General features: G+C 42.4%; 30 protein-coding genes. All 30 read right to left on the minus strand.

The features are described 5' to 3' along the window. Positions 1–48: 48 nt before the first annotated feature. A complete protein-coding gene (locus MUN89_RS13870; protein ID WP_244713804.1) occupies positions 49–546 on the minus strand; it encodes a chemotaxis protein CheD in 498 nt (165 codons plus the stop codon). Next, positions 539–1,180, minus strand: coding sequence for a chemotaxis protein CheC (locus MUN89_RS13875; RefSeq protein ID WP_244708393.1), 642 nt, complete (start codon positions 1,178–1,180; stop codon positions 539–541). The genes MUN89_RS13870 and MUN89_RS13875 overlap by 8 nt, the downstream gene beginning before the upstream one ends. A 4-nt stretch (positions 1,181–1,184) precedes the next feature. After that, positions 1,185–1,655: a chemotaxis protein CheW gene (locus MUN89_RS13880; protein ID WP_244708394.1), complete on the minus strand. Its 471-nt coding sequence runs from the start codon at positions 1,653–1,655 to the stop codon at positions 1,185–1,187. An 18-nt stretch (positions 1,656–1,673) separates the two neighbouring features. Beyond that, on the minus strand, positions 1,674–3,677 hold the full coding sequence (locus MUN89_RS13885) for a chemotaxis protein CheA (RefSeq protein WP_244708395.1): 2,004 nt from the start codon (positions 3,675–3,677) through the stop codon (positions 1,674–1,676). 13 nt (positions 3,678–3,690) lie between these two features. Beyond that, positions 3,691–4,737: a protein-glutamate methylesterase/protein-glutamine glutaminase gene (locus tag MUN89_RS13890; protein WP_244708396.1), complete on the minus strand. Its 1,047-nt coding sequence runs from the start codon at positions 4,735–4,737 to the stop codon at positions 3,691–3,693. A 5-nt stretch (positions 4,738–4,742) separates the two neighbouring features. Continuing rightward, positions 4,743–5,606, minus strand: a complete 864-nt coding sequence (locus MUN89_RS13895) for a MinD/ParA family protein (protein WP_244708397.1) — start codon at positions 5,604–5,606, stop codon at positions 4,743–4,745. After that, complete coding sequence (gene flhF, locus MUN89_RS13900) at positions 5,607–6,698, minus strand: flagellar biosynthesis GTPase FlhF (RefSeq protein ID WP_244708398.1); 1,092 nt, start codon at positions 6,696–6,698, stop codon at positions 5,607–5,609. Then, positions 6,695–8,728, minus strand: a complete 2,034-nt coding sequence (flhA, locus tag MUN89_RS13905) for a flagellar biosynthesis protein FlhA (protein WP_244708399.1) — start codon at positions 8,726–8,728, stop codon at positions 6,695–6,697. The genes flhF and flhA overlap by 4 nt, the downstream gene beginning before the upstream one ends. Before the next feature lie 20 nt (positions 8,729–8,748). Then, positions 8,749–9,828 (minus strand): flagellar biosynthesis protein FlhB, encoded by a 1,080-nt coding sequence (gene flhB / locus MUN89_RS13910; RefSeq protein WP_244708400.1) that lies wholly within the window; start codon positions 9,826–9,828, stop codon positions 8,749–8,751. 1 nt (position 9,829) lies between these two features. Beyond that, positions 9,830–10,609, minus strand: coding sequence for a flagellar biosynthetic protein FliR (gene fliR, locus MUN89_RS13915; protein ID WP_244708401.1), 780 nt, complete (start codon positions 10,607–10,609; stop codon positions 9,830–9,832). 3 nt (positions 10,610–10,612) lie between these two features. Beyond that, positions 10,613–10,882: a flagellar biosynthesis protein FliQ gene (gene fliQ / locus MUN89_RS13920; RefSeq protein ID WP_244708402.1), complete on the minus strand. Its 270-nt coding sequence runs from the start codon at positions 10,880–10,882 to the stop codon at positions 10,613–10,615. 18 nt (positions 10,883–10,900) lie between these two features. After that, positions 10,901–11,566 (minus strand): flagellar type III secretion system pore protein FliP, encoded by a 666-nt coding sequence (gene fliP, locus MUN89_RS13925; protein ID WP_244708403.1) that lies wholly within the window; start codon positions 11,564–11,566, stop codon positions 10,901–10,903. Then, positions 11,559–12,212, minus strand: a complete 654-nt coding sequence (locus MUN89_RS13930) for a flagellar biosynthetic protein FliO (RefSeq protein ID WP_244708404.1) — start codon at positions 12,210–12,212, stop codon at positions 11,559–11,561. Before MUN89_RS13930 ends, fliP begins: the two co-directional genes overlap by 8 nt. 43 nt (positions 12,213–12,255) lie before the next feature. Beyond that, a complete protein-coding gene (locus MUN89_RS13935) occupies positions 12,256–12,618 on the minus strand; it encodes a response regulator (protein WP_244708405.1) in 363 nt (120 codons plus the stop codon). Positions 12,619–12,638: 20 nt separating this feature from the next. Next, positions 12,639–13,808, minus strand: coding sequence for a flagellar motor switch phosphatase FliY (gene fliY, locus MUN89_RS13940; protein ID WP_244708406.1), 1,170 nt, complete (start codon positions 13,806–13,808; stop codon positions 12,639–12,641). Next, positions 13,801–14,802, minus strand: a complete 1,002-nt coding sequence (gene fliM, locus MUN89_RS13945; protein WP_244708407.1) for a flagellar motor switch protein FliM — start codon at positions 14,800–14,802, stop codon at positions 13,801–13,803. Before fliM ends, fliY begins: the two co-directional genes overlap by 8 nt. A gap of 36 nt (positions 14,803–14,838) precedes the next feature. Further along, on the minus strand, positions 14,839–15,258 hold the full coding sequence (gene fliL / locus MUN89_RS13950; protein WP_318036081.1) for a flagellar basal body-associated protein FliL: 420 nt from the start codon (positions 15,256–15,258) through the stop codon (positions 14,839–14,841). Then, positions 15,248–15,472, minus strand: a complete 225-nt coding sequence (locus MUN89_RS13955) for a flagellar FlbD family protein (protein WP_244708408.1) — start codon at positions 15,470–15,472, stop codon at positions 15,248–15,250. Before MUN89_RS13955 ends, fliL begins: the two co-directional genes overlap by 11 nt. A 45-nt stretch (positions 15,473–15,517) precedes the next feature. Beyond that, positions 15,518–16,408, minus strand: a complete 891-nt coding sequence (flgG, locus tag MUN89_RS13960) for a flagellar basal body rod protein FlgG (RefSeq protein WP_244708409.1) — start codon at positions 16,406–16,408, stop codon at positions 15,518–15,520. Between the two features lie 83 nt (positions 16,409–16,491). Further along, positions 16,492–16,857 (minus strand): TIGR02530 family flagellar biosynthesis protein, encoded by a 366-nt coding sequence (locus tag MUN89_RS13965; RefSeq protein ID WP_244708410.1) that lies wholly within the window; start codon positions 16,855–16,857, stop codon positions 16,492–16,494. A 15-nt stretch (positions 16,858–16,872) separates the two neighbouring features. Next, on the minus strand, positions 16,873–17,328 hold the full coding sequence (gene flgD / locus MUN89_RS13970; protein ID WP_318036082.1) for a flagellar hook assembly protein FlgD: 456 nt from the start codon (positions 17,326–17,328) through the stop codon (positions 16,873–16,875). Beyond that, the gene (locus MUN89_RS13975) at positions 17,329–18,996 is read right to left on the minus strand and encodes a flagellar hook-length control protein FliK (protein WP_244708411.1); all 1,668 of its coding nucleotides are present in this window, start codon (positions 18,994–18,996) and stop codon (positions 17,329–17,331) included. 30 nt (positions 18,997–19,026) lie between these two features. After that, on the minus strand, positions 19,027–19,605 hold the full coding sequence (locus MUN89_RS13980; RefSeq protein ID WP_244708412.1) for a MotE family protein: 579 nt from the start codon (positions 19,603–19,605) through the stop codon (positions 19,027–19,029). A 4-nt stretch (positions 19,606–19,609) separates the two neighbouring features. Beyond that, entirely contained in the window at positions 19,610–20,059 is a 450-nt protein-coding gene (fliJ, locus tag MUN89_RS13985; RefSeq protein WP_244708413.1) for a flagellar export protein FliJ, read from the minus strand. A 12-nt stretch (positions 20,060–20,071) separates the two neighbouring features. Further along, positions 20,072–21,379 carry a flagellar protein export ATPase FliI gene (gene fliI, locus MUN89_RS13990; protein WP_244708414.1) on the minus strand — a complete coding sequence of 436 codons (1,308 nt, stop codon included), beginning with the start codon at positions 21,377–21,379 and terminating at the stop codon, positions 20,072–20,074. Further along, entirely contained in the window at positions 21,372–22,133 is a 762-nt protein-coding gene (gene fliH / locus MUN89_RS13995; protein ID WP_244708415.1) for a flagellar assembly protein FliH, read from the minus strand. The genes fliI and fliH overlap by 8 nt, the downstream gene beginning before the upstream one ends. Then, a complete protein-coding gene (fliG, locus tag MUN89_RS14000; protein ID WP_244708416.1) occupies positions 22,126–23,139 on the minus strand; it encodes a flagellar motor switch protein FliG in 1,014 nt (337 codons plus the stop codon). The genes fliH and fliG overlap by 8 nt, the downstream gene beginning before the upstream one ends. Before the next feature lie 12 nt (positions 23,140–23,151). Continuing rightward, entirely contained in the window at positions 23,152–24,738 is a 1,587-nt protein-coding gene (gene fliF / locus MUN89_RS14005; protein WP_244708417.1) for a flagellar basal-body MS-ring/collar protein FliF, read from the minus strand. 57 nt (positions 24,739–24,795) lie between these two features. After that, entirely contained in the window at positions 24,796–25,104 is a 309-nt protein-coding gene (fliE, locus tag MUN89_RS14010) for a flagellar hook-basal body complex protein FliE (RefSeq protein ID WP_256463990.1), read from the minus strand. Between the two features lie 14 nt (positions 25,105–25,118). Next, entirely contained in the window at positions 25,119–25,574 is a 456-nt protein-coding gene (gene flgC, locus MUN89_RS14015; RefSeq protein WP_244708418.1) for a flagellar basal body rod protein FlgC, read from the minus strand. Positions 25,575–25,576 lie beyond the last annotated feature (2 nt).

The following is a 25,576-nucleotide window of genomic DNA, read 5'->3' on the forward strand; positions in this document are numbered from 1 at the left end:
CCCCTCGGCTGAAGTATTTCCCAAAGCTTCCTGCACGTCCAAAAACATTTAGATTTCAGTTTGTCCTTTGTTTACCGTCCGCACCTTAAGCATGCCGGTTTCAGAATCAAATTGTATCGTTCTTCCGCTTCTTCCCCCGACATCTTCACTTACAACAGGGATACTGAGACTGTTCAGCTTTTTCCGGACAGCCTCAATATTTCTCGGTCCAATTCTCATCAATTCATTTTCTGTGTGAAATTGAAACATCTGTGCTCCCCCAGCGAGCTTAGCTTTCAAACGGTACCTTCTGCCACCTGCCGTTTCTATAGCCCTAACGAGATCCTCGACTGCTGTATCTGCAAACTTAGCGCGATTGATATTCAAATGTCTCGAAGTACTGGAGTCAGGCAGCATGATATGGGCCATGCCGGCAATTTTTTGGATGCCGTCAAACAGAACGATTCCAACACAAGAGCCGAGCCCGGAAGTTTTTAATACATGAGGGCTCTTGATCACCTTGGCATCCGCTATTCCTACCTTAATGATTTGGACTACATCAGTCATCATCCGCCACTCCTAATGCTTTAAACAAAGTTCTGTATGAATCAGGATGTGGAAACAGAAAAAAATGCCCCTTAATTCTTTCTTCAGACTGGTTATCCTCTTCCCCTAAAGCCGTTTCAATTACGATTGCCTGATCGCTTACGTGCGACAGCTCAAGCAATCCGTAACTTAATATCGCTCCAGCCATATCCATGGCAAGGGAGGGCACTGATAGATACAAATCAAGGTTGGTAAAATCACTCAATGCAGATATGTATGAACCAGAAAGAATATTTCCTAGTTCCTGCAGAGCAGAGACTGCAAATTCCTCGGTTATGATTGTGTCAAGGCTCCCCTGCTCTAATCCAGTTACTTGCTGAACAAATCGTTCTGCCTCCACTGGCGGCAGAATAAAAAAGATGTCTCCGGGTACATCTCCACTGATTTTCAAAGCAATACTGACAACAGGTTCTTCTGCTCCACCGGCTAAATCCATCACTTCGTCAAAAGTAACTACATTTACTGCGGGGATGTGCATATCGATTTTTCGATTTAACAAATTTGAAAGTGAGGTGGCTGCATGACCGGCACCAATGTTTCCGACTTCTTTGAGAACATCCAAATGAAGGGTAGAAAATTGCTCACTGAAGCTCATGACATCAACCTTCAATCTCCATTAACTTCTGTACTTCCTTTTGATTTAACACCATTTCCAGGTCCAGTAAAATCAATAGACGCCTCTCTAATTTTGCTACGCCGCGGATGTATTCGACTTCTACTGTCCCGACTACCTCCGGAGGCGGCTCAATATCATCTTCTTTCAAGTCAAGAACGTCATTTGCACTATCCACAATCAGTCCGACATCCATATCCGCAATCGAACTGACAATAATTCTTGTTTGTTCATCATGCTCAGACGCTTCCAGGTTAAACCTTTTTCTTAAGTCAATGATCGGTGTTACAACTCCCCGCAGGTTGATGACTCCCTCAACAAACTCCGCTGTCTTAGGGACACGGGTAATAGGTAACAGCCGCTCAATGGAACCAACGTTTTCCACAGGAATGGCATATTCCTCGTCTTTTAATTGAAAAACGATTACCTTTGTTTGCTTTACCGCTTCTTCAGTCATTCCAATCCCTCCAGTTCGTTATTTAATCAAGGCATTACTATCAACAATGAGTGCTACCTGACCGTCCCCTAAAATCGTTGCACCCGATATAGCAAATACCCCTGATAAATAGTTGCCAAGCGTCTTTAAAACAACTTCCTGCTGCCCGATAAATGAATCTACGACTAAAGCAGCCATCTTATCGCCTTTTCTTACGAGAACGATCGAATAGAACTCGTTTTGTTCACGAGTTTCAGGAACTGTAAATAAATCTTTTAAAAATACAAGCGGAACCACTTTGCCTCGAAAATCAATGACCTTTTTGTTATGAGCGTGGAAGATATCTTCCCGCTTAACAATTGCGGTTTCAATAATAGACGATAATGGAATAGCATATTTCTCATCCTGAACCTCAACGAGCATGACGGAGATGATTGAAAGTGTGAGTGGAAGCTGGATTGAAAAGGTACTCCCGCGATCGACTTCTGACGTTATAGAAATGTTTCCGCCAAGTGATTCGATCGTATTTTTAACAACATCCAGGCCGACTCCACGCCCTGAAATATCAGAGATCTGGTCGGCAGTAGAAAAACCGCTTTCCATAATCAATTCAAATACTTGGTTGTCAGGCAATCCAGCCGCCTGTTCTTCAGTTACGACTTGGTTCTGTACCGCTTTTTCTATCACTCTACTGCGATTGATACCAGCCCCATCATCAGAGATTTCGATAAATACGTGGTTCCCACTATGGAAAGCCTTTAATTCCAGACGACCTTCCCTTGGTTTACCTTTTTCCTCCCGAATATCAGGATGTTCCAAGCCGTGGTCTAAAGCATTTCTAATTAAATGCACGAGGGGATCTCCAATCTCATCGATAACAGTTCGATCGAGTTCGGTATCTGCTCCTTCTACTTGTAAATCGACTTGCTTACCCAAATCCCTGGAAAGCTGTCGAACCATCCTCGGAAACCGGTTGAACACTTGTTCTATAGGGACCATACGCATGTTGAGGATAATGCTTTGCAAATCCCCTGAAATTCTTGACATTCTTTCTACTGTTCCTTTGAGTTCCTCATGAGCGAGTTCGTTCGAAATCTGTTCAAGTCTTCCCCGGTCAATCACAAGTTCTTCAAATAGATTCATAAGTACATCTAGTCGATCTATATTGACTCTTATTGTTTTGTTCGAATTCTGCTTGGCAGTTGAATTGTGTACAGGCTCTTCCTGTGTTGCTGCATTTTCTCTGGAGAAACCTCCCTCCGGTTCCTCGTTTTCTGGTACTTGCTCGTACTCCTGGAGAGAGAACGTGGAAATTTCAACTCTTTCAATCTCGGAAACTTTAAGTATCCTCTCCTTAATTTCTTCCATTTTTTCTCCTGAGATCAAAACGACATGAAAGGAAGATTCAAAGGCTTCATTTTCTAAATCCTCTACACTTGGTACTGAATAGACGACTTCTCCAACCTGTTCCAACACTTCAAATACCATGTAAACTCTGGCCGCCTTCAATAAACAGTCGTCTCTTAAAGTAATTTCAATTTGATAATTGAACTGACCTTGTTCCTGGGATTGCTCTAAGACCGTCAAAGTGAATTCATCAAGCTGAATTTCAGGAGTAGGTGAAGGAGTATGTATGGCTTTATTCTCAACGTGGTCTGATACCGTCCCATTTTCAATAGCCTGAAGCATAAGTACTACCTTTTCAACGTCTCGTTTTCCCGTGCCTCCGTCTGCAATGTCCATAACCATTGCTTCGAGGTCATCCACTGAATCAAAAACAACATCGAGCATTTCAGTATTTACATCAATCTTCTTGTTTCTTACACCATCCAGCACATTTTCCATTTTGTGAGTTAAATTCGATAAATCCTGGTATCCCATAGTCGCTGACATCCCTTTCAGCGTATGAGCAGATCGAAAGATTTCCCCGACTATTCCGAGGTCCCCTGGATTTTTCTCCAGCTGTAGTAAGTGATCATTAATGGCTTGAAGATGTTCTTTACTTTCATCAATAAATACTTCCATGTATTGATTGGTTTCCAACGCTTTCTCCTCCTTAGTGTTCACCAATAGATTTGATTATGCAGCCACTGATCTTCTCAAGCGGCGAAACGACATCAGCAAGACCTGTTTTTACGATTGCTTTCGGCATTCCATAAATGATGCAGCTTTCCTCAGCTTCAGCTATCGCTACGGTTTGCGGACAAGTTTCCTTCAAATGCATTAGTCCTTCCATCCCATCCGCTCCCATTCCAGTCATCACCACTGCAATGGAGTAAACATCTGGGAGACTGGCTAAAGAAGTAAACATGGCATTTACTGAAGGACGGTGTCCGTTCAAAACCTCCGATTGGTTCAGCTGAACCAGAAGTCTGCTATTCATTTTTATGACTTCTAAATGGAAATCTCCAGGAGCTATGTAGGCAACCCCATTTTTAAGTTCTTCATTATGCACTGCTTCTTTCACATGAAGACTGGAAAGTTTATTCAGCCGGTTCGCTAAAGAATGAGTAAATCCTTTGGGCATATGTTGAACGACTACAATCGGAGCGGGGAAGTCTGCTGGTAATTCTGTTAACACTTTTTGCAAAGCTCTCGGACCGCCTGTCGAAGTTCCAATTGCTACCACTGTTGTCAAATGATTGGACTTTGGATAAAAAGCACGTGGCGGTGATGAATTCACGACAGGCTGAGCTTTCACCTTTGCTCTGCTTGCAGCGATGACTTTGCGAACAAGGTGGCTTGCCACTCTTTCAATATCTAATGAAATAGAACCAGAAGGTTTTTCAACAAAATCTACGGCTCCAAGGCTTAATGCCTTTAACGTACTTTCTGCTCCATCCCCCGTCAGGCTTGAAAGCATAACAACAGGAAGCGGTTTTCTTTCCATAATGGATTCAAGTGTTTGCAAACCATCTAGTTTAGGCATTTCAACATCCATTGTAATCACATCAGGCTTAATGGAATCTAATTGGTCAAGACAATCTTTTCCATTCCTGGCGGTAGCAATAACTTCAATTCGGATGTCCTGATTTAAAATTTCAGAAATCATTTTTCTCATAAAAGCTGAATCGTCAACCACTAATACTTTTACCTTGTTCATGATGCCTACCTTTCCAACACTAATCTTTTCAGTTTCGATAAAAAGCTTTCTTGAGGTTTCGGATTTATCCCTTCCCCAGCTTCCAGGAACTGTTCGGCGATACGAGTCATTGCCATACTTGCTTTGCACTTGGGACTGGCAATAGAAAATGGGCTTTGATTCGAAACTGCCTTGAGAACCGCCCTGTCTTCAGGAATTATGCCCAGCTGGCTCACCTGCTTGTTTAAAAATTGGCCGGCTACTTTTTGGATTCTAAAAAAAGCATTCCTTCCATCGCGATCGTCAAGCGCCTTATTCACGGTGATGTGGATGGGAAGCTCTTTATCCTTCGAAGTCAAGTGCTTAATTACTGAATATGCATCCCGAATCGACGTTGGTTCAGGCGTCGTAATAATGATGACTTCATTAGCAGAAGTTAAGAAACTCAAGCTTTCGTTAGTGAGCCCGGCTCCCATATCAAATAATATAAAATCATAGGATTGCAGAAGCTTCATAAATTCAGATTGGAAATATTCAAACTTATGAGCATCCAGCTGAAAGAGATCACTCAACCCAGAGCCCCCGGCAATGTAAGAGAGGGCATTTGGTCCTGATTCAATAATATCATGAATCGACAAAGTACTTGAAAATAAATCGACAAAAGAATGACGAGGTGTGACCCCCAGTAAAATATCGATGTTTCCCATCCCGATATCAAGATCAAAAATCAATACCTTCTTGTTTAATTCCGCAAGTTTCAGAGCAAAATTAATCGTAAAGTTAGACTTTCCTACTCCACCTTTACCACTGGTTATCGCAATTGTCTTGCCGCTTCTATTCTGGGTTTGCTGCTTAATGCGGATTCTTAACCTCTCTGCTTGATCAGCCATTTACCAATCCTCCATGAGCTTTTCTACCACTGTTTCACTAGAAGCTGTTATGAAATCATCTGGAACATTTTGGCCGGTCGTCAAATAGGCCAATTTCATCTCATTTTCTAAAAGGAGATTAATAAGCGGTCCAATACTGGAGGCTTCATCTAATTTAGTAAAAATTACTTCATTCATCTGAATAGTTTGAAACTGCTGATAGATTTCTTTAATATCTTGATACTTAGAAGTCATTGAAACGACTAAATAGGTTGTTGTCTGGTCATCGGTTGTAATGAGTCCATTCAACTCATTTACAAAGTAACCATCTTTATAATTGCGTCCGGCCGTATCAATAAGTACGAGATCATAATCTATAAATTTTTCTCTAGCCTTTAAATAATCTGTGTGGCTGTAAGCAACTTCCAATGGTATATTCAGAAGTTTTGCATAGGTTTTCAGCTGTTCAATAGCCGCAATTCGATACGTATCTGTTGTGATAAATGCCACTTTTAAATCAAAATTCAAGACTGCTTCTGCAGCAAGCTTTGCAATCGTTGTTGTTTTTCCTACACCGGTCGGCCCTACAAAATGCACATATTGTCGATCAGGCAGAGACCTGCTGTTCATGAAAGGTTTTAGATAATCCACGGCCAGCTTGTGCATATATTTTTTGTCCAAATTTCCTTCTTCATCTGCAAGTTGGTACTCGTCCGCCAGACTTGTCAGCATCTTTGCATGTTCTTGTTCCACATCCTGTGATAGTAAATACATGTACAAGCTTTGATAAGCTGGCGAAAACAAAGCGTCTTCCTGCTGTTTCAAGACAAGCGATTTAAGTAATTTAATCTCCTGCATGACTTCCGAATCAGAATAGCTGGATTTCACCTGAGAAGTACCCGTTTTTTCCACTGGGGCACGGGACGCTTTTTGAAGTTCTGGTGCTGGATCTAGAGCGGCCACTACTTCTGTATTCACTTTTTTGAACATCCCAAGAAAACCGCCGACTTTAATGTTTTTTGAATTCAATATGACAGCATCCGGTCCTAAATCCTGACGTACTTTTTTCATTACTTCCGGCATATTAGCTGCCTGATATTTTTTCACCTTCATGCCACGTTCACCACCCCTACACTTTGAACTTCCACACTTGGCTCTAACTCGTTATAGGACAAAACGACAACCTGCGGCAAAAAGCGATCAAGCAGCTGTTTTAAATACATTCGAACAGCTGGGGAACAGAGTAATATAGCAGTCTCCTGCTGAAGGGAGACTTGCTCAACTTGAGAAGCTACTGCTTGAATTATTGTTTGCTGTGTCTCTGGATCAAGGGCTAAATAACTTCCATGTTCTGTCTGTTGAATGTGGTCAGCGAGAAGCTTTTCTACTTTTCCCGATACTGTGATCACTTGAATACTGGCATCTTTACTTCGGTATTGCCCGGTTATTTGAGCGGCAAGAGCCTGCCTGCTGTATTCAGCAAGGAGGTCCGTATCATTGGTCATTTTGCCAAAATCAGCGAGCGTCTCAAATATTACAGGAAGATTCTTAACGGAAACATGTTCCCGAAGCAGCTTAGCCAGCACTTTTTGAACATCTCCGACAGCGAGAGGATCAGGAGTCACTTCGTCTACAAGAATAGGATAAGATTCTTTAAGATGGTCGATCAGCTGTTGAGTTTCCTGTCTTCCTAATAGTTCGTGAGCACGCTGTTTTATGACTTCAGTGATATGAGTGGAGACGACCGATGGTGGATCAACGACTGTATAGCCGGATAATTCAGCTTCGTCTTTTAAATCTTCACTAATCCATTTTGCAGGAAGCCCAAAAGCGGGTTCCTCGGTGTCTATCCCTTCAATCTCATCTTCGTCCACTCCAGGGCTCATAGCTAAGTAATGATCAAGCAGCAGTTCGCCAGCTGCGACTTCATTCCCTTTAATCTTCAGCCGGTATTCATTCGGCTCAAGCTGGATGTTGTCTCTAATCCGCACCACAGGAATAACGATCCCCAATTCAATGGCCAGCTGGCGCCTGATCATTACGATTCTGTCTAACAAATCGCCTCCCTGGTTTGTATCTGCTATCGGAATCAATGCATAGCCGAATTCAAATTCAATGGGATCCATACTAATCAGGCTCACGACATTCTCTGGTGACCTCATCTGTTCACCATCCGCTTCATCTGCTTCTTCCGGTTCTTCTACTTCAGGAACACGATCTTCTCTTGAGAGCCAATAACCGCCGAAAATAAGCACGGAAGCAATTAGAGTCGTCAATAAGAACGGAATAGGAGTCAGCCCTAAGAGAAAGATCGTTGCTCCGGCTATGTAAAGAAGTTTCGGATAGCGAAGCAGCTGACTCGTCACATCGGAACCAAGGTTACCTTCTGAAGCCACGCGTGTGACCACAATTCCTGTAGCTGTAGAAATAAGCAGTGCAGGGATCTGGCTGACAAGGCCATCCCCTACGGTCAACCGCATATACGTGTCAATCGCTTCAGTAAAAGGCATATCCATTTGGACCATTCCAATGATTAAGCCAAAAATAATATTAATGAGTACTATAATGATCCCTGCAATGGCATCTCCTTTTACAAATTTACTCGCACCATCCATCGCCCCATAAAAGTCTGCTTCGTTTTCTATCTTTTTACGTCGTTCTTTAGCCTGGTGTTCGTTGATCATTCCTGCATTTAAATCTGCATCAATGCTCATTTGTTTTCCCGGCATCGCGTCCAGGGTAAAACGAGCAGCCACTTCGGAAACCCTTTCCGCTCCTTTCGTAATCACAAGAAACTGAATAATGATTAAAATGACAAATACGACAAACCCGACAAGCGGGTTTCCTCCGATGACAAATGTTCCAAATGTTTGAACCACGCCACCGGCTTCCGCTTTTGACAAAATGGAACGGGTCGTTGATACATTTAGTCCGAGCCTGAATAACGTCAACAAAAGTAAAAGTGAAGGAAAGATCGCAAACTGCAGGGCCTCTTCCATATTCATCGAAACTAAAATGACTATAAGAGCGAGAGAAATATTGATTAATATGAAAAAGCTCAGCAGCCAGCCCGGCAGCGGAATAACGAGCATAACGATAATTAAAATAACTCCAAGAATTACGGATAAATCTCTAGCCGACAAGCGGATCCCTCCTTTTTTATCTAAACTTTCTTCTGTATCCGATAGACGTAGGCAAGGATTTCTGCAACTGCTTTGTAGAATTCCTCGTCAATCGGTTGGTCGATATCTGACTTCTGGTACAATGCTCTTGCTAAAGGTCGATTTTCAACAGTTACGATTTCGTGAGCTTTGGCCACTTCTTTAATTTTTAAAGCTAAAAAATCGACTCCTTTTGCAACAACATAAGGGGCATCAAATTTTTCTTCATCATATTTTACAGCAATGGCAAAGTGAGTGGGGTTAGTAATTACGACATCCGCTTCAGGAACCTCACTCATCATTCTCGATGCCGCCATCTGCCTCTGTTTTTCTTTGATTTTAGATTTGATTTGCGGATCCCCTTCAATGTTTTTGTGTTCATCCTTGATATCCTTCTTCGACATCCTTATGTTCTTCTCATGGTCGTATTTTTGATAACTGTAATCCAATACGGAAAGCAGCAGTAAAGCAAGCGCTGAAGCCAGTCCCATCAAAATCGTAGTCCTGCCGAAGAAGGCAAGGGCTCCGTCGATGGACATCTGGGAAACCTCCATCATTGTCTCTTTGTTCATCCAGATAATTGAAAATGTAATCGTGCCGACTACGGTGATTTTAAGCAAGGATTTAACAAGTTCTACTAACGCTCTTGCAGAAAAAATCTTTTTGGCTCCTTGAATGGGATCAATTTTTTTCAAGTCCATTTTCAAGGGCTCTCCTGTAAACATCACCCCTACCTGGAGCAGATTGGATGTGACGCCGGCTACAATGGCAATTCCCATAATTGGAACGACCACTTTACTGATTTCCAGCAGACTTTCAACAAACACATCATATACTTGATTTTCGGTCACTTCCCAGGAGATATATTCCTGAAAAGTATGCTCAAACATACCTGTCAACGTGCCCTTAAGCGAGCCGCCCATTAAAAATAACAATCCGAAAACCATCAGCAGCAAAAACCCTGTGTTGACATCCTGGCTTTTAGGCACCTGTCCTTTTTTTCTCGTATCCTGTCGTTTTTTAGGCGTCGCTTTTTCTGTTTTTTCATCTGCAGCAAAATATTGTAAATTAAGCTTTAACATGTCAACCGCCTCCGAATAGCTGCATGAGGCCCTCCATCGTTGTGAGCATGGTTTCAAACAATTGTCTGATAAGCATGATGTAAAACGTCATCGCGATCACAAGCACGGAGAGTCCAATAAAGATTTTCAATGGGAGTCCAACAACAAATACATTTAATTGCGGCACCGTTCTCGCAATAATACCTAGAGCAATATCAACGAGAAACAAACAGCCGACGATGGGCGCTGCCATTAGAAAGGCAATGACAAACATCTTATTAAAAGTATGGATAACATACTCAATCCACTGTCCATCGGAAAGAGGAAGATAGTGATCGAGCGGAATCATTTGGTAACTGTAAAAGACGCCGTCGATGATAAGATGGTGGCCGTTGACCGTTAAGATAAATAAGAGTGTAACTATGTAAAGGTATTGTCCAATCAAAGGACTTTGCGCGCCTGTCTGCGGGTCAATCACATTAGCGATAGCAAACCCCATTTGAAAATCAATAAACCCTCCGGCAATTTGCACGGAAGCAAGGACAATATAAGCAAGTACTCCGACCGATAACCCAACCGATGCTTCTTTCAGCAGCAATAAAAAATAGTCTCCATTTAATTCAATTGAAGGAAGTTCTACCGTGTAATACATGATGAGAGCCAGAAAAAAACTCAAGCCAATCTTATAACGTGTAGGAATATTCCGATATGAAAACAACGGCAGGCTGACGAAAAAAGCGGTAATGCGAATGAGTATAAGCAGGAAAGCAGGAAAATTGGCAAATTGAATTTGTTCAAGCATGTCTTACCCCACTAGCACGTTTAAGTTCTTAAAAATATCTGCCGCAAAATTAATCATGGTTGTAAGCATCCACGGTCCAAAGAACACAAGCCCGATCATTACAGCAACGATTTTAGGAATAAACGCCAGGGTTTGTTCTTGAATTTGCGTTGTGGCCTGAAAAATACTTACGAGCAATCCTACTGCAAGGGCTAGAATAAGCAGCGGTCCAGTGACCAATAAAATAGTATAAATGCCTTCTTTTGCAAAAGAAATGACCATTTGTGTATCCAAAATAACGCTCTTCCCTTCTTAAAAGCCTTCCAGCAGAGATTTAATAATTAAGTACCAGCCGTCAACTAGAACAAACAACAGGATTTTAAATGGCAGTGAAATCATTACTGGCGGCAGCATCATCATCCCCATAGACATAAGCACACTCGCTACGGCCATATCGATAACTAGAAATGGAATAAAGATCATAAATCCCATCTGAAATGCAGTTTTAAGTTCACTAATCGTATAAGCGGGCACCAAAGTCGTCAGCGGGATATCCTGAACGGATTCAGGTCGCTCTGTTTCTGAATAATTTAAGAACAGAGCTAAATCCTTCTGCCGTGTATGCTTTGCCATAAACTCCTTCATCGGCTCACTTGCCTGGTCATAGGCTTCATCCAGAGTAATTTCTTCGTTAAACAACGGCGTGAGAGCCTGCTCATTGACTTGTTGAAAGGTAGGTGCCATGATAAAAAAAGTTAAAAACAAGCTGATCCCGACCAACACCTGATTAGGCGGCATCTGCTGAGTAGCAAGTGACGTCCGAACGAATGATAAAACGATTAATATTCTCGTAAAACTTGTCATTAAAATAAGAATGCTTGGAGCAAGCGAAAGCACCGTGAGAAGCAGAAGAAGTTTAACGGAAGTAGCGATGTTTTCCGGATCGGAACTTGAAAATATGTCGACAAATTCATTCATTTTCCCGATCCTCCTGTTGCTTTTTTCTAAGCTGCTTACGGTTATTACTCATTTCCGTCAGCTGTTTCTCAAATAATTGTTTAAATTGAACACTTGAATCTTTCTCTGGTGAAGCTTGCTTTCCTTTTAGCTTGTCGAGCCATTTTTCGAGACCAAATGCCTGCTGAATCGCCGTTTCCTCATCCGTTTTCAATAACCGATCTTTCGTTTCTTCGTCAGTAATTTCCGTGATGATGTCTACAGACTCTCCCACTCCTACGATAAACACTTGTTTGCCAATCCTCACTGCTTGGATCGAACGATTGGGAGCAAGGTTCATTCCACCTAGGTTTTCCATTGTACGGCTGCTTCTGAACAGCTTGTTTTTCGAGTTAAAAAATTTTAGCAAACCATAAATAAGCGCGAGAACAAAGAGCAGAACAAAAATTAACCGGATAATACTCCAAACAAGCGAAGACTGTTCGGTCCCTGCAGTTGTCTGCTGGTCTTCAGCGGAGGAGGGATCTGTCTTTTGCTCCACGTTATCAGGTTGAGTGCCACAGCCCTCTAGTTGAGGATTTTTTGCACACTCACTAACAGATGGCCCCGCTGCGTAAACAACGGAACCTTGAAAGATACATAGTATAAACGCTACTACAAGAGTCATAGCTGAAATGCTGGTTGATCGAAACATAAGAATCCTCTCTTAATTAACTTAAAGCTTTTTGAATAGCTTCTATGACACGGTCCGCTTGAAACGGTTTTACGATAAAATCCTTGGCGCCTGCTTGAATCGCATCCACTACCATTGCTTGCTGGCCCATCGCCGAACACATGATCACCTTGGCGTTTGGATTCAATTGTTTGATCTCTTTTAAAGCTGTAATTCCATCCATCTCAGGCATGGTGATGTCCATTGTTACTAAGTCAGGCTCGTGCTCCTTGTACATTTCCACAGCTTTTTGGCCATCTTCAGCTTCGGCAGCCACTTCATACCCATTTTTTGTTAAAATATCCTTTACCATCATCCGCATAAATGCTGCATCATCTACAATTAAGATTCTTTCTGCCATGCTTTTTCCTCCTCACAGGATTATCGAAGTTTATTTAATCGGTCTCTAGGGCTGGAGATATCTGTCACCCGGACACCGAAATTTTCATCAATGACCACAACTTCGCCTTTTGCCATCAACTTATCATTGACGTGAATATCAACAGGTTCGCCTGCCAGTTTATCTAATTCAACGACGGAGCCGGATGAAATCTCCAAAATCTCACGGATGGTACGTTTCGTCCTTCCTAATTCCACAGTAACTTTTAATGGGATATCCATGAGCATGTCTAAGTTTCTCTGTTCATTATCATTCAGCTGCACAGATTCAAAACTCTGGAACTTAGGAGACTGCACATTTGTATCAGTTAAGTCCTTTCCATGAGCCCCGCCGACTAACTGGGGAGATTCCCCGCTTTTAGGAACATCCTTTTGCTCCGCTTGCTTGTTTACTTGCGATCCTCTTTCTACAGGCTTTTCTTCCCGCTGTGGTTCAGAAGTGGATACTTGTTCTTGAGCAGGCTCTTCTTCATCTGCCGGATTCATCAATTCATCAACCAACTGTTTTGCAAATTTAATTGGCAGCAGCTGCATAATATTTGAATCGATTAAGCTGCCCACTTTTAATTGGAAAGAGACTTTGACGAGAATTTCATCATCAGGAATTTGATCTGTCCCTTGGTCCTCGTCTAAGTTAAGGACATCTATGGTCGGAGGTGAAATATCCACCTTTTTATTAAAAATGGTCGACATGCTTGTAGCTGCAGAACCCATCATTTGATTCATCGATTCCTGCACAGCACTTAAGTGAATATCCTGTAAATCTTCTGCCGGTGAATTTCCATCCCCTCCAAGCATTAGATCTGCAATAATCGCTGCATCCTTCGATTTAATTACAAGAACATTTTCACCTGAAAACCCGTCTGTATATGTAACCTGGACGGCTACATGAGGCTTCGGGAATTCATTGCGGAGCTTCGAGCGCGGAACGATAACAATCTTCGGAGTCGTAATCTCTACCTTTTGGTTAAGCAGAGAAGACAAAGCTGTGGCTGAGCTGCCAAAAGAAATGTTGCCAATTTCGCCCAGAGCATCCTCTTCCAAGCTTGACAGGTGATCTTCAACCGCATGTTCTTCTTCTTGGTCCTGGTCATCGTCACTGCTATTGAGAAGCGCATCAATTTCATCCTGCGAGAGCATATCATCATTCATTTTCTTCCTCCTCCTCTCTAATTTCTTCCAATACTTGAACAGCCATTTGATTTTTCAATTGACCAGGCTGGATATAAAATTTCTTTTCGTCATCGACTTTAAGTGTCATAGGTTCATCAATCCTTTGGTTTAACCGAATTACGTCATTTTGCTGTAATTGCAGGAACTGCTCAATAAAAATGTCGGTCTCTCCTAATACAGCTTTCACGTCAACTTGCGCCTTTTGAATCGTTTTCTGCAGGGATTCGTATTCTTCTATATTGCGCTCCTTCGGCTGCTGGTTCTGCATCCAGTAATGGACAGAGAGCTTAGGAATAATCGGTTCAAGGACGACATGAGGGATACAAATATTTATCATTCCACTTGCTTCGCCAATTGTCGTATTCAACGAAACAACGATGACGGTCTCATTAGGTGAAACCATTTGCAGAAATTGCGGATTCACTTCAAATTCTTCAAGGAGCGCTTCAATCTCTACGATCGACCCCCATGCCTCCTGGTAGTTTTCCAACGCCCGCTCAAACAGCTGGGACATAATCGTCGTTTCGATTTCTGTCAGGTTGTCGACTTTATTCATGCTGCTTCCTCTTCCGCCTAAAACCCGATCCAACATGGCATAGGCAACATTCGGATTGGTTTCCAGTAAAATCCGTCCCTCCAGAGGAGAAACACTAAAAATATTTAAAATCGTCATCGTTGGAATCGAGCGGATAAATTCCTCATATGGAAGCTGATCAACAGAGGCAACCTGGATGTTCACGTATGTACGCAGCTGGCCAGAAAAATAAGTGGTCAGAAGTCTAGCGAAATTTTCATGAATCCTTGATAAACTTCTTATCTGATCTTTAGAAAACCTTAGTGCCCGTTTAAAATCATAGACTCGCACTTTTTTCTCTTTATCTTCTACCTTTAGTTCTTCAGCGTCCATTTCTCCTGTAGAGAGCGCTGATAATAACGAATCTATTTCACTTTGAGAGAGTACTTCCTCTGCCAAAAAAACCTCACCTCCTCAGCCTGCATTGTGCTAGTGCTACTGCAGCACTTTTTCGACAGTATAAACTTCTGTAACTTTACCTTCAGTCATCAGCTGGTTCAGTTTCAGCTTCACCGTTTCCTCCAAATCACTCAACCCGGATTTAAAGGCTTTCGTATCCATCGTAGCGAGCTCTTTAATAATAATATTCTGCATTTGAAAGTCTCTTTTTTGGAGTTCTTCAAGTGCACCTTTGCTGTCTGTGACTATCCGGAACTTAATGCGGACATAATCGCCGTTTTCAAGATCCGTCGTGATCTCCTCAGTGAGAAGGGAACTATCCCGAACCTCATCTATGGACCGTTCTCCACTAGCCTCGCTGTCGGATAAATTAATAACTAAAATTAGAGCCACTACCCCAAGCACTGTAATTGTACTTAAAATAATCATCATCGTTTTAAATAGTTTAGGCTTCACGCTCTTCTTCACCTGCCTTATCCTTCAGGGTGATCAAACCAAGCTTTTGGTAAAAATCCATCATTCTTTCAATCACCAGGTCTTCTGCTTCCTTAACTACAAATTTGCGTCCTTTCGTAGTCGTAATGGTCGTATCCGGATTAGATTGAACCTGCTCTATGTATAAGGCATTGAAATAAAAGGATTCTCCGTTTAAACGTGTTAAAGCAATCATATAATGGCAGGGCTGCCTGTTGAGCAGCCCTCCTGCCCCCTTTAATTAACGTTTCAAGTTGACGAGTTCCTGAAGAATTTCATCGGAAGTCGTAATAATTCTTGTATTCGCTTGAAAGCCTCTCTGAGCTGTAATCATCTCTGTGAAAGACTCTGCTAGATCAACATTTGACATCTCCAGTGCCCCGGAAACCATTTTACCTGTGCCGTCTTCTCCGGCCACAAGTAAATCATTGATATCATTGAAAGTCCCATCAGCTGCCGTACTTAATCCTGCATTATTTGTATTTTGAAAAGTGTTGCTGCCGACTTTCTGCAGACCGCCAGGGTTCGAAAACTTTGCTAAGCGGATTTGTCCTGCTTCTTGAGGATTTCCAGTTGAATCTACATAATTAACCGAACCATCCGTTTGGATGCTGAAGCTTTGCGCATCATCAGGAATAGTGATAACCCCGGCCTGACCTGTACTCGATTCTCCGATCAAATACTTTCCATCTCCATTCACGATTGCGCCTGAATCATCCAAATAAAAATTCCCAGCTCTGGTAAAACTGACATTTACTTGAGATAAGTCAACATTCGTGCTGGTTTCATTGATTGGTGATCCCGGAATTCCTTCCGCTAATACAAACATCCCATCACCTTCTAAAGCTAAATCAAGCGGCCGGTTTGTCGTCTGCCTGTTTCCCTGTTCATGAACGGTATCAACAGAACCGACTTGCGAGCCTAACCCAACCTGGGCTGGATTAATCCCTCCTCGAACGCCGGCAATCGCTCCCTGTGCCGCTGACATCGTCTGGCTCATCGTATCCTGAAACGTAACGCGGCCCTTCTTGTATCCGTAAGTATTCACATTGGCAATATTGTTCCCGATCGTATCGAGTTTTGTTTGAAAACCTTTCATTCCTGAAATTCCTGAGTACATTGAACGTAGCATTATGCTCACATTCCTTCCTGTTTCTTAAATTTTTAGCTGCGTCTATCGGTCAGCAGCATCGTAAGGCTTCCGTAAGGTCCAGCCTAATCATCCATCACAATCGTTCCATTAATATTTGTAAAAATATGTGCGGCAGAGTCTGCCCGAGACATAGCGGTTACTACGGTATTGTTTTTTGTACTGACTACTAAAGCCGCATCATTCGTCACGACTAAGGAATCGGTAATTCCTTTTGCCTTTGCTTCTGCCATTTTTTCAGATATGGCCAGCCACTTCGAGTCACTGATGCTAATATTACGGTCTTTTAACCGTTCTTTTGCATGTTTACTTACTACTAGCTCCCTTGCTTCCTGCCATACTTCTTTAAAAGAAGCCGACTGTTTTTTTACCGGTTTATACGAGCCGGGAGGCGTCAAAGGCTGGTGAAGCTGATGTAATTTAGCTTTCATACTTGCGCCTTCTTTCTAGTTCGATTCTTTTGTATGGCTCACTTTCGTAATTTCATCTACCAAGACAGTGGTTTCATTCGCAAGTTCCAAAATCGTGTTTCCATCTTCTTGTCCCACCGCTTCTACAACAGCTGATTCGTTATGGTCAAACTCCCCTGTCTCTTCATCATAAACTGGGTAAGTGACTTCTTTGCCGATCAAACTGCTGTATTGGACTACAGGTGGCTGCTGCTCCGTTTGAAGAAAATTCTGCATCGCTTGGGACATATTTGTCATTTGCTCCAGACTGGAAAACTGGGTCATTTGCGAAATAAATTCTTTATCCTTCATCGGATCTAAGGGGTTTTGATTTTGCAGTTGAGCCATTAATATCTTTAAAAATTCATCTTTCCCTAATTCATTATTGGATGTACTTTTCGGCTGCTGATTTTTTAAATAATAAGAAGGATCAATCGTTGTCACCTTTGTCACCTACACTTTCTCATTCATGATTTCTTTAAAGGACAGCTCTTCTTGTGATGGCTGCTGCTCCTCTTTGTTTCCTGAATGATGGGATTGTTCCTCTTTTTGCCCTTCAAAGCTTTGTTCTTGCTTGGAATCATCGGTTAAATAGGCTTGACCATTGTACTGCTGGTCAGATTTTTCGATGATTACCTGCTGCGGTGAAAACATGTGCCTCAGCTGATGCATATTGCTGTCCAGCATTTCTTTAGCTGCTTGACTGCTTACCAAAATCTTTATGGCCATTTCCCCATTCATTTTTGTAACTGTTAGAGTCAAGTCCCCCAGGTTGCCAGGTTTCAGCTTAATATTCAGCTGCATGTCTCCGCTCTTATTCATCAAAAAACGACTGGATGTTACTGCATTTTCCATTTCTTTCATAAAATGGCTGGAAGAAGGCTGCCCCGTATCGGTGGGTTTGACATTAATAATAAACTGTTCCATTTTTGCCATGGGAAGAGATGGACCTGCTGTATTTAAGCGGCTGGGTTGTTCTGCGCTTTCGTTTGGCTGCACATTGGATAAGTACTGCTTCACCCATTTACCAATGTCTTTTGTGCTGATCTGTGATTGATTAAGATATGTAGTAGGAAGTGTCATACGATTTTGCATGTTGTTGATCAGCCTTGTAAACAATTGACGTTCTATTTTTGTCCCTTCTTGGGCTGCGGTTGACCATTTATTAAGAAAACTTTGTTTATTCTGCTGCTCGGACTGGAGAGCGGACCACTTGATAAGCGTTTCTTTAACAGCAGCTGCTTGCTTTAATGATAAATGACTGTCTAAAGCAGCTATTCCTTCGACATTTTTATGAAAGGTCTGCCATAGTGTTTTCAACTGTGCATCCAGCTTAGGATCTTGAATACTCGAGTTATCGGAAGTCCGAACAGTTTGCAGCAAATGTGTAAATGCTGCTTTTTGCTCTGGTGTCGCCTGATTCGTTATCTCTTGCCACTGTTGGTTAAAATGAGCTTCAGCGGACTTCTGCTGTTTTTCAATATTCAGCCACTTGCGGGCGAGCATTTTCAAATTCTCAGGCATTTCGCCTGCTGTTGATTCATTGCTTTTCTTTTGGCTGAAGGATTTAAATGAAGACCAAATGTCGTTTAATTCCTTTTTCAAGGAATTCTGCGCCGCATTTAAGCTGTCCTTAGAGCCATGAACCATGCCATTTAAGGAAGATCCAGATTGGTTCATAGGTTTATAAATGTTTAGCAGCGGGTACAATTCTTCGAGAATGTTGATTAATTCTTTCTTATCTTCAGCGTTTATAGCCTTTGGATTTAAATCGTGAAGTTTATTCATCAGTTCTTTTATTTCTTTTTGTAAAGAATTTAAGGCCAGTGGATGATCCAGGTCCTTTGTGCTAATCGAAAATCCACTCAATTTTCCACCCGACTCTTCCCCGGCATCCGAACTTTGTGAGAGTTCTATTCCGAGAGAGGTAAGCAGCTTTCGTAATTCCTTCAGCAAATGGAACACAGTGCCTTTCCTGCCTGCAACTGCCGAATTAAGAGGACCTGTTGACCGGTTTAACAGCTGTTGAAATGTATCATTCTTTGCTGATGGCGTCTGCTGGTTAGAAGATCCTCCAGGAAAATAAGAATAATCAGGATTGTTTAACGATACATTCATCATTGAATTCACCTCCTTTCAGTTGTTTCCGGGTTAATTTGAACCTAGAATCGAACTTGCAAGAGCAGCAGCTTTTTCAGGACTCATTTCCCCTAGAATTTTCCCACGTTCCTCACTTGGTACTTTTTCAAGTACTTGTACAGCAAGGGGACCGTCCATGCTTTCAAGAATCGGCGCCGCTTTTTCCTCATCCATTCCTTCAAAGGACTGAGCCAGCTCTTTTAATTTATCGGTCTGTTCTTCATTTACTTCTTTAGAAGCGGCTAAGTCGGCCTCGAGCTTTTCTATCTGTTGGTGAAGATCTTCAATGGTCGCCTGCTTCATGTCCACATCATCTTTTAGACTGGCAATCTTCTCATCTTTTTCCTGTATGGTCGATTGCACTTGCTCCTGCTCCCTTGCCTTGTCTTTTTCCTCAGAAGTTGAGACCACCTTTGATACACCTGGTATATCATTGCTTATCTTCTGAGCATAATCGATAACATGAACACCTTTTACCGTAAGGATAATTAAAACTACGGTAATGGCGAAAATTAAAGGAACGACGAAAATAAAGAAAAAGCTTTGCAATTTACTTCCTTTTTCTTCCTCTTGATTAGCTAGTTTCCCCATGCAATCACCTATTTTTATAATTTAAAAATTGATTCATTGAGAGTTCATCCATATGTTTAGCTTCAGCTTCTTTTACTCCCTGCTCGTCTTTTTCTATTCTACGTTCAATCAGCTTTTGAAACTTTTTCATTTCCACGTGAGCGTCCGTAAGCTTAGCCTGTGAAGATTCCATTGTAGTTCTTGCGGTTTGCACTCTTGGCTGCAAAAATTCAGCTTTCTCATCTAATCTCTGTATGTACTGCTGATGCTGAATAAAAGAAACTGCTGGAACTTTTTTTTGCTCCAGGGAAAGATAGAAATTATCCTCTGCCTGCTCTTTTTCCTTTAACGTTTCATACAGTTCCGTAGCCACTTGTTCAAAAGACTCCACAGAACGGCGATAAGCTTTCATATGTTCATTCTTATCCCGTTCCTTCAAATCTTTAATTTTTTGAAAGGTTTCTATTCTCGCCATACCTCATCACCTCTAAGTAAATAATTCATTTAACGTAGAACGGGACTGTTCATAACTGGAAGGCTCGTGAACCCCTTGCTTTAAAAAGTTGATAATCGCAGGATGATAATGGATAGCTTCGTCAATTTTGCTGCTGCTTCCCTTCTTATAAGCTCCAATTTGTATCAGCTCTACATTTTCCTCATAAGTGGCTAGCAAGGCTCTTAGTCGTTCCGCAGCCTTTTTATGCTCCTCTGAAACGATTTGTTTCATAACCCTGCTGACTGACTTTAGGACGTTGAGAGCGGGAAACTGACCTTGTTCAGCCAATTTACGATCCAGAACAAAATGTCCATCAAGGATTCCTCTTACCGTATCGGCTATCGGCTCGTTCAAATCATCTCCGTCAACGAGAACGGTATAAAAGGCGGTAATGGTACCCGTCTTGCTGGTCCCTGTCCTCTCTAAAAGCTTAGGAAGCAGAGCAAACACCGAAGGGGTATACCCTTTAGTAGTTGGTGGTTCACCGATCGCTAAACCGATTTCCCGCTGTGCCATAGCCACTCTCGTTACTGAATCCATCATTAAGTTCACATCATACCCTTGATCTCGAAAGTACTCACTGACCGCAGTAGCTGTGAACGCTCCTTTCATTCTCATAAGAGCCGGCTGGTCTGAAGTGGCTACGATCACCACAGATCTCTTTAATCCTTCCTCACCTAAATCATTTTCGATAAATTCTCTCACTTCACGGCCTCGTTCCCCTATTAAAGCTATGACATTAATATCCGCTGAGCTGTTACGTGAGATCATTCCCATGAGCGTACTCTTACCCACTCCGCTTCCGGCAAAGATTCCGATTCTCTGCCCTTTGCCCACGGTTAACAGCGAATCAATGGCTCTTACACCAGCTTGGATCGGTTCTTCAATAACCGGCCTCGATAAGGGGTTGGGCGGCTCCTGATCGGTAGGATAATTTTTTAATCCTCTCGGCAGAGAAGAAGCATCCATTGGCTGCCCCATAGCATCGATGACCCTTCCTACGAGACCTAAGCCGGCTTTTATTTGCAATGGTTTACCTGTGGCCTCAACTAGACTGCCTGGACGTATATCTTTTATTTCTCTGTAGGGCATTAAGAGGACATTTTCATTATTAAAACCGACGACTTCGGCAGCGATGCGAGACCCTAAAGCCGAAGGAGCATGGATATAACAAAGGTCGCCGATCGATGCTTCCGGACCCTTTGATTCAACCATTAACCCGACGACTCTATGAATTTTTCCAAATTTTTTATAAGGATCAATTTGCTCTATGGCTTGCAAATAAGCTTGTTTATTCATTCGTTTCAGACTCCTCGGAAAGCTCGATCAGCCGCTTCCGGATTTCTGCGAGCTGGCTGTCAACTCCAGCTTCTATTTTTCCAAATGGTGATTCAATGGTGCATGAATGGATGGGCAGATCTGCTTTCATAAATAAGGAAAGCGTAGATCGTGAGTCGATCAAGGCAGTAAGTTCTTCTTTTTGAGTCTGTAACAGCGGATAATGATCAGGATGGACGTGAACGATTACCTCAGGCTGCTCTTGTACTTCCTGGACCGCCTTTTTTACAATTTCCAGAAAAGCTTCCGGCTGGTCTTTTAACGTTTGATTCAGTATTTTCTCACTGCTTTTCATGGCTATTTCGAGCATTTCTTCCTCGCTGGACTGGAGGATCGATTGATAATCTAGTTTTGCCTGGGCAATGAGCTCGTTAGCCTGTTCAATCTTCCCTGTATATTCCTCAAAACCACTCGCTTTGCCATCGGCGTAACCTGCAGAATATCCTTCCTGCCTCGCTTGTTCAACATAGGACTGTCTTTCTTTTTCCCAGCTGCTTTTCTCAGCTGTAATTTGATCTTTTGTTCGCTGCAGGAGTTCTTCAGCTTCCAATTCAGCTTGTCTTACTTGTTCTTCTGCTTGAGCCCGCATCATTTCTGTCTGCTCTCTTTCGAAATCCTGCTGTTCTTTTTGGCTTCCCTTGGCTTCGCTGAAAGATTTCTTTTTAATCGGTTTAAGCTCTATGACACGTGTGTGAGAATTTGGCGAGTTAGACAATGATGTCATCCCCTCCACCACGTGCGACCACAATCTCTCCAACATCCTCCAGTCGTCGAATTGCAGCTACTACTCTCGTCTGCGCTTCTTCTACATCACGAAGACGAACAGGACCCATAATCTCCATTTCCTCCTGGAATGTCTCGGACATTCTCGTTGACATGTTATTGAAAACAAGGTCTTTAACTTCTTCACTCGATACTTTAAGTGACAAGCGCAGATCGTCATTTTCGACCTCTCTGATAACACGCTGAATTGCCCGGTTGTCAAGGGTAACGATGTCCTCGAACACAAACATCCTTTTCTTTATTTCTTCTGCTAATTCTGGATCCTGAATTTCAAGTGAGTCTAATATTGTCCGCTCCGTACTGCGGTCAACGCCATTCAACACCTCTACTACAGCTTGAATGCCGCCAGTTTCGGAATAATCCTGAGTCACTGTGGCAGAAAGCTTCTTTTCAAGAATCTGTTCCACTTGGTTAATAACTTCAGGAGACGTGGAATCCATGGTCGCTATCCTTCTGGCGACATCCGCTTGCAGCTCCTGAGGAAGCTCGGATAATATCTGTCCGGACTGGGACGCATCTAAATAAGAAAGCACAAGCGCAATCGTCTGTGGATGTTCATTTTGAATAAAGTTAAGGATTTGGTTCGGATCTGCTTTTCTAGCAAAATCAAATGGCCTGACTTGCAGGGATGAAGTAAGCCGTCCAATAATATTAGCCGCTTCATCCTCTCCAAGCGCTTTCTCAAGAACAGTTTTGGCATAACCGATCCCCCCTTGAGAAATATAGTCCTGGGCGACTGCTATTTGATGAAATTGTTCAAGAATTTCTTCCTTTTCTTTAGAATTGACTTTTTGCACGGAAGAAATTTCTAACGTTAGTCTTTCAATCTCATCTTCATTTAAATGTTTGTACACTTGAGCAGCTACATCCGGACCAAGAGAGATTAACAATACAGCTGCTTTCTGTTTTCCGGTTAACCTCGTACTCTGATATGCCAATGAGAGACCTCCTTAATCTTCTGCAATCCATGTTCTCAGCAGTTTAGCAAAATCCTCCGGCTTATCCTTAGCCATTCTTTCAAGCTGTTTGCGACGCGCTGTGGATTCTGTTTCTTTTTCTTCTATATCTGGTACTTCAACAGGGATCGGCTGTTGAATTTCCTTAAACTCTTCTTCTTCCACTTCATTCTTTCTCCGAGCAAGCATCCAGATCAGCACTGCGATAACTGCTAAAAGGACACCGCCAGCGACATACATCCAAAGCGGGATACCTTGAGGCTCATCTGTAAATTGCGGCTCTCCATTAAATTCCTGAAATACGATGGATACTTTATCCGCTGGATTCACTTCACCGTAATCTTCATTTATCGAAGTTGTTATCATTGAATTGAGAATGGATTGAACGCTGTCCTGGACGGTCTGCTGCTCCTGCTGCGACAGCAAAAGAGGATCTCCCTGGTCATCCGTTCCTTTCTTGCTGTCAATGGCAACCTGGATACCTAAATCCCGCACTTTATACGGACTTTCTTCAATGTTCTTTTTAATCCGGTTGAATTCATTGTTAATGGTTTCTTTGTTCATGCTGTATTCCCCGGAAGAACCGTCCTCACCTTGATAAGAACTGACGTCTTCTTCACCTTCACCCGGAACTCCGCCAGGCGAAGCACCATCTCCCGTGTAGGTTTCTTCAATTCTCTCAACGCTGACCGGCAATCCATCCATACTATCAGGGTCAACAGGTTCCACAATATTTTCAACTCGGTTTTCTTTTGTAAAATCGATATCAGCCGTAACAGTGGCAATAACCTTCTGCTGGCCGATCATCATGGCAAGCATCCGCTGAACACGCTGTTGAATATCACGCTCGATATCCTTTTTCACTTTCTGCTGATATGTATAAGTGCCTTCTTCTCCAGAATTTGGATTATTTATGTCATAATAGTTAAAGTTTTGATCCATGATGACGATATTATCTTTAGGAAGATTGGGAACCGATTTCGAAGCCAAGTTATAAAGCGCCTCTACTTTACTGCTTTCAACCTGGTAACCGGGCTCGACCTTCAACACGATGGATGCTGAAGCTTCCTGCTTGGCATCCGTTAAAAAAATTTCATCCTCGGGAGCATTAATCATCACTTCTGCATCTTGTATGCCGGCTATTCCACTGATTAAGTTAGCTAGCTCTGACTGCATGGCATCTACTTTAATAACATCGAATTCTTTATCAGTCATTCCCCAGGAAGTATTATCACTAAAGAAACTATAATCGATTTTGCCACTGTCAGGCATTCCCGAAGCTGCTAAATCAACCAGCAGGGATTCGGCTTCAGACTCCGGCACCATAATTGTCTGTCCGCCTCCCTGAAGCTCATAGTCAACGCCGCGAGTATCCAGTTCGGCTTTTACCTGGCCGACCTCCTGCAGCGTTAAATCACTATAAAGAGGCACCATCTTTGTCCGTGACGAAAGATACACCCCTAAGGCAGCTAATAGGATAACGGTTATCGCAGTACCTACAATCATTCCCCGCTGCTTGTTGGATCGCTGCCTCCAATAAGAAGTTATTTTTTCTTTGTATAAATTTATTTTTTCTTTCATAACGGCCCCCATAAAAAACGCTGATTACAAGAATGATGTAAAGACAAATTTAATTAATTATACTTGCATGCGCATCATTTCTTTATAAGCGTCAATGACCTTATTCTGTACTTCTACAGCTGTCTGCATAGAAATGCTGGCTTTTTGAGCAGAGATCATAACGTCGTGTAAATCATTGATTTCTCCCTTGGCTAAGGCCTCCGTTTTTTGGTTGGACTCTACTTGGGAGTGATTTAATTGGTCAATGGCCTGCTTCAGACTATCCGCAAATTGAGAGTGAGCCTGGCTCGGGCTAACCGCCTTGCTGGTCATTCCTTTCATTTGTGTCAAAGAAGGGCTAGAAACCATTTGGCTGCTGTTTATCATATAGTACCTCCTACCTATCTTCCAATTTCCAGAGCTTTCATAAGCATGTTCTTAGATGCGTTAATCGAGGTCACATTCGCTTCATAGGAACGAGTGGCCCCCATAATATCTACCATTTCCTGTAAAGGGTCCACATTGGGAAGCTTTACATACCCGTTTTGATCTGAATCAGGGTGATTAGGGTTGTACACCATTTTAAAGGGTTCGTCATCTTCCGTGATTTTCACAGCCTCGACCCCTCCTGATGATGAACTTTGGCTGTTGGCTGCCTTTTGCAGGAAAGATTGAAAACTTTCTTCCTTAGGTTTAAATACCACCGTCTTTCTACGGTAGGGTTCCCAATTACCATCCTCAGTTCGTGTCGCTCGTGTCGAATCAGCATTCGCAATATTGGACGATGCCACATCCATACGCAGCCTTTGAGCCGTGAGCGCACTTGCACTAGTATTTAAAGAGTGAAAGATTCCCAAAG

Origin of the sequence: Halobacillus salinarum (genome assembly GCF_022919095.1) — a bacterium.
GTDB classification, from domain to species: Bacteria; Bacillota; Bacilli; order Bacillales; family Halobacillaceae; genus Halobacillus_B; species Halobacillus_B salinarum.

What these genes read in the sequence shown, in the direction of transcription:
- MUN89_RS13870 (WP_244713804.1), bottom strand. Translation starts at nt 546, where the DNA reads ATGACTGATGTAGTCCAAATCATTAAGGTAGGAATAGCGGATGCCAAG.
- MUN89_RS13875 (WP_244708393.1), bottom strand. Translation starts at nt 1,180, where the DNA reads ATGAGCTTCAGTGAGCAATTTTCTACCCTTCATTTGGATGTTCTCAAA.
- MUN89_RS13880 (WP_244708394.1), bottom strand. Translation starts at nt 1,655, where the DNA reads ATGACTGAAGAAGCGGTAAAGCAAACAAAGGTAATCGTTTTTCAATTA.
- MUN89_RS13890 (WP_244708396.1), bottom strand. Translation starts at nt 4,737, where the DNA reads ATGAACAAGGTAAAAGTATTAGTGGTTGACGATTCAGCTTTTATGAGA.
- MUN89_RS13895 (WP_244708397.1), bottom strand. Translation starts at nt 5,606, where the DNA reads ATGGCTGATCAAGCAGAGAGGTTAAGAATCCGCATTAAGCAGCAAACC.
- flhF (WP_244708398.1), bottom strand. Translation starts at nt 6,698, where the DNA reads ATGAAGGTGAAAAAATATCAGGCAGCTAATATGCCGGAAGTAATGAAA.
- flhB (WP_244708400.1), bottom strand. Translation starts at nt 9,828, where the DNA reads ATGTTAAAGCTTAATTTACAATATTTTGCTGCAGATGAAAAAACAGAA.
- fliR (WP_244708401.1), bottom strand. Translation starts at nt 10,609, where the DNA reads ATGCTTGAACAAATTCAATTTGCCAATTTTCCTGCTTTCCTGCTTATA.
- fliP (WP_244708403.1), bottom strand. Translation starts at nt 11,566, where the DNA reads ATGAATGAATTTGTCGACATATTTTCAAGTTCCGATCCGGAAAACATC.
- MUN89_RS13930 (WP_244708404.1), bottom strand. Translation starts at nt 12,212, where the DNA reads ATGACTCTTGTAGTAGCGTTTATACTATGTATCTTTCAAGGTTCCGTT.
- MUN89_RS13935 (WP_244708405.1), bottom strand. Translation starts at nt 12,618, where the DNA reads ATGGCAGAAAGAATCTTAATTGTAGATGATGCAGCATTTATGCGGATG.
- fliY (WP_244708406.1), bottom strand. Translation starts at nt 13,808, where the DNA reads ATGAATGATGATATGCTCTCGCAGGATGAAATTGATGCGCTTCTCAAT.
- MUN89_RS13955 (WP_244708408.1), bottom strand. Translation starts at nt 15,472, where the DNA reads ATGATTGCTTTAACACGTTTAAACGGAGAATCCTTTTATTTCAATGCC.
- flgG (WP_244708409.1), bottom strand. Translation starts at nt 16,408, where the DNA reads ATGCTACGTTCAATGTACTCAGGAATTTCAGGAATGAAAGGTTTTCAA.
- MUN89_RS13965 (WP_244708410.1), bottom strand. Translation starts at nt 16,857, where the DNA reads ATGAAAGCTAAATTACATCAGCTTCACCAGCCTTTGACGCCTCCCGGC.
- MUN89_RS13975 (WP_244708411.1), bottom strand. Translation starts at nt 18,996, where the DNA reads ATGATGAATGTATCGTTAAACAATCCTGATTATTCTTATTTTCCTGGA.
- MUN89_RS13980 (WP_244708412.1), bottom strand. Translation starts at nt 19,605, where the DNA reads ATGGGGAAACTAGCTAATCAAGAGGAAGAAAAAGGAAGTAAATTGCAA.
- fliJ (WP_244708413.1), bottom strand. Translation starts at nt 20,059, where the DNA reads ATGGCGAGAATAGAAACCTTTCAAAAAATTAAAGATTTGAAGGAACGG.
- fliI (WP_244708414.1), bottom strand. Translation starts at nt 21,379, where the DNA reads ATGAATAAACAAGCTTATTTGCAAGCCATAGAGCAAATTGATCCTTAT.
- fliF (WP_244708417.1), bottom strand. Translation starts at nt 24,738, where the DNA reads ATGAAAGAAAAAATAAATTTATACAAAGAAAAAATAACTTCTTATTGG.
- fliE (WP_256463990.1), bottom strand. Translation starts at nt 25,104, where the DNA reads ATGATAAACAGCAGCCAAATGGTTTCTAGCCCTTCTTTGACACAAATG.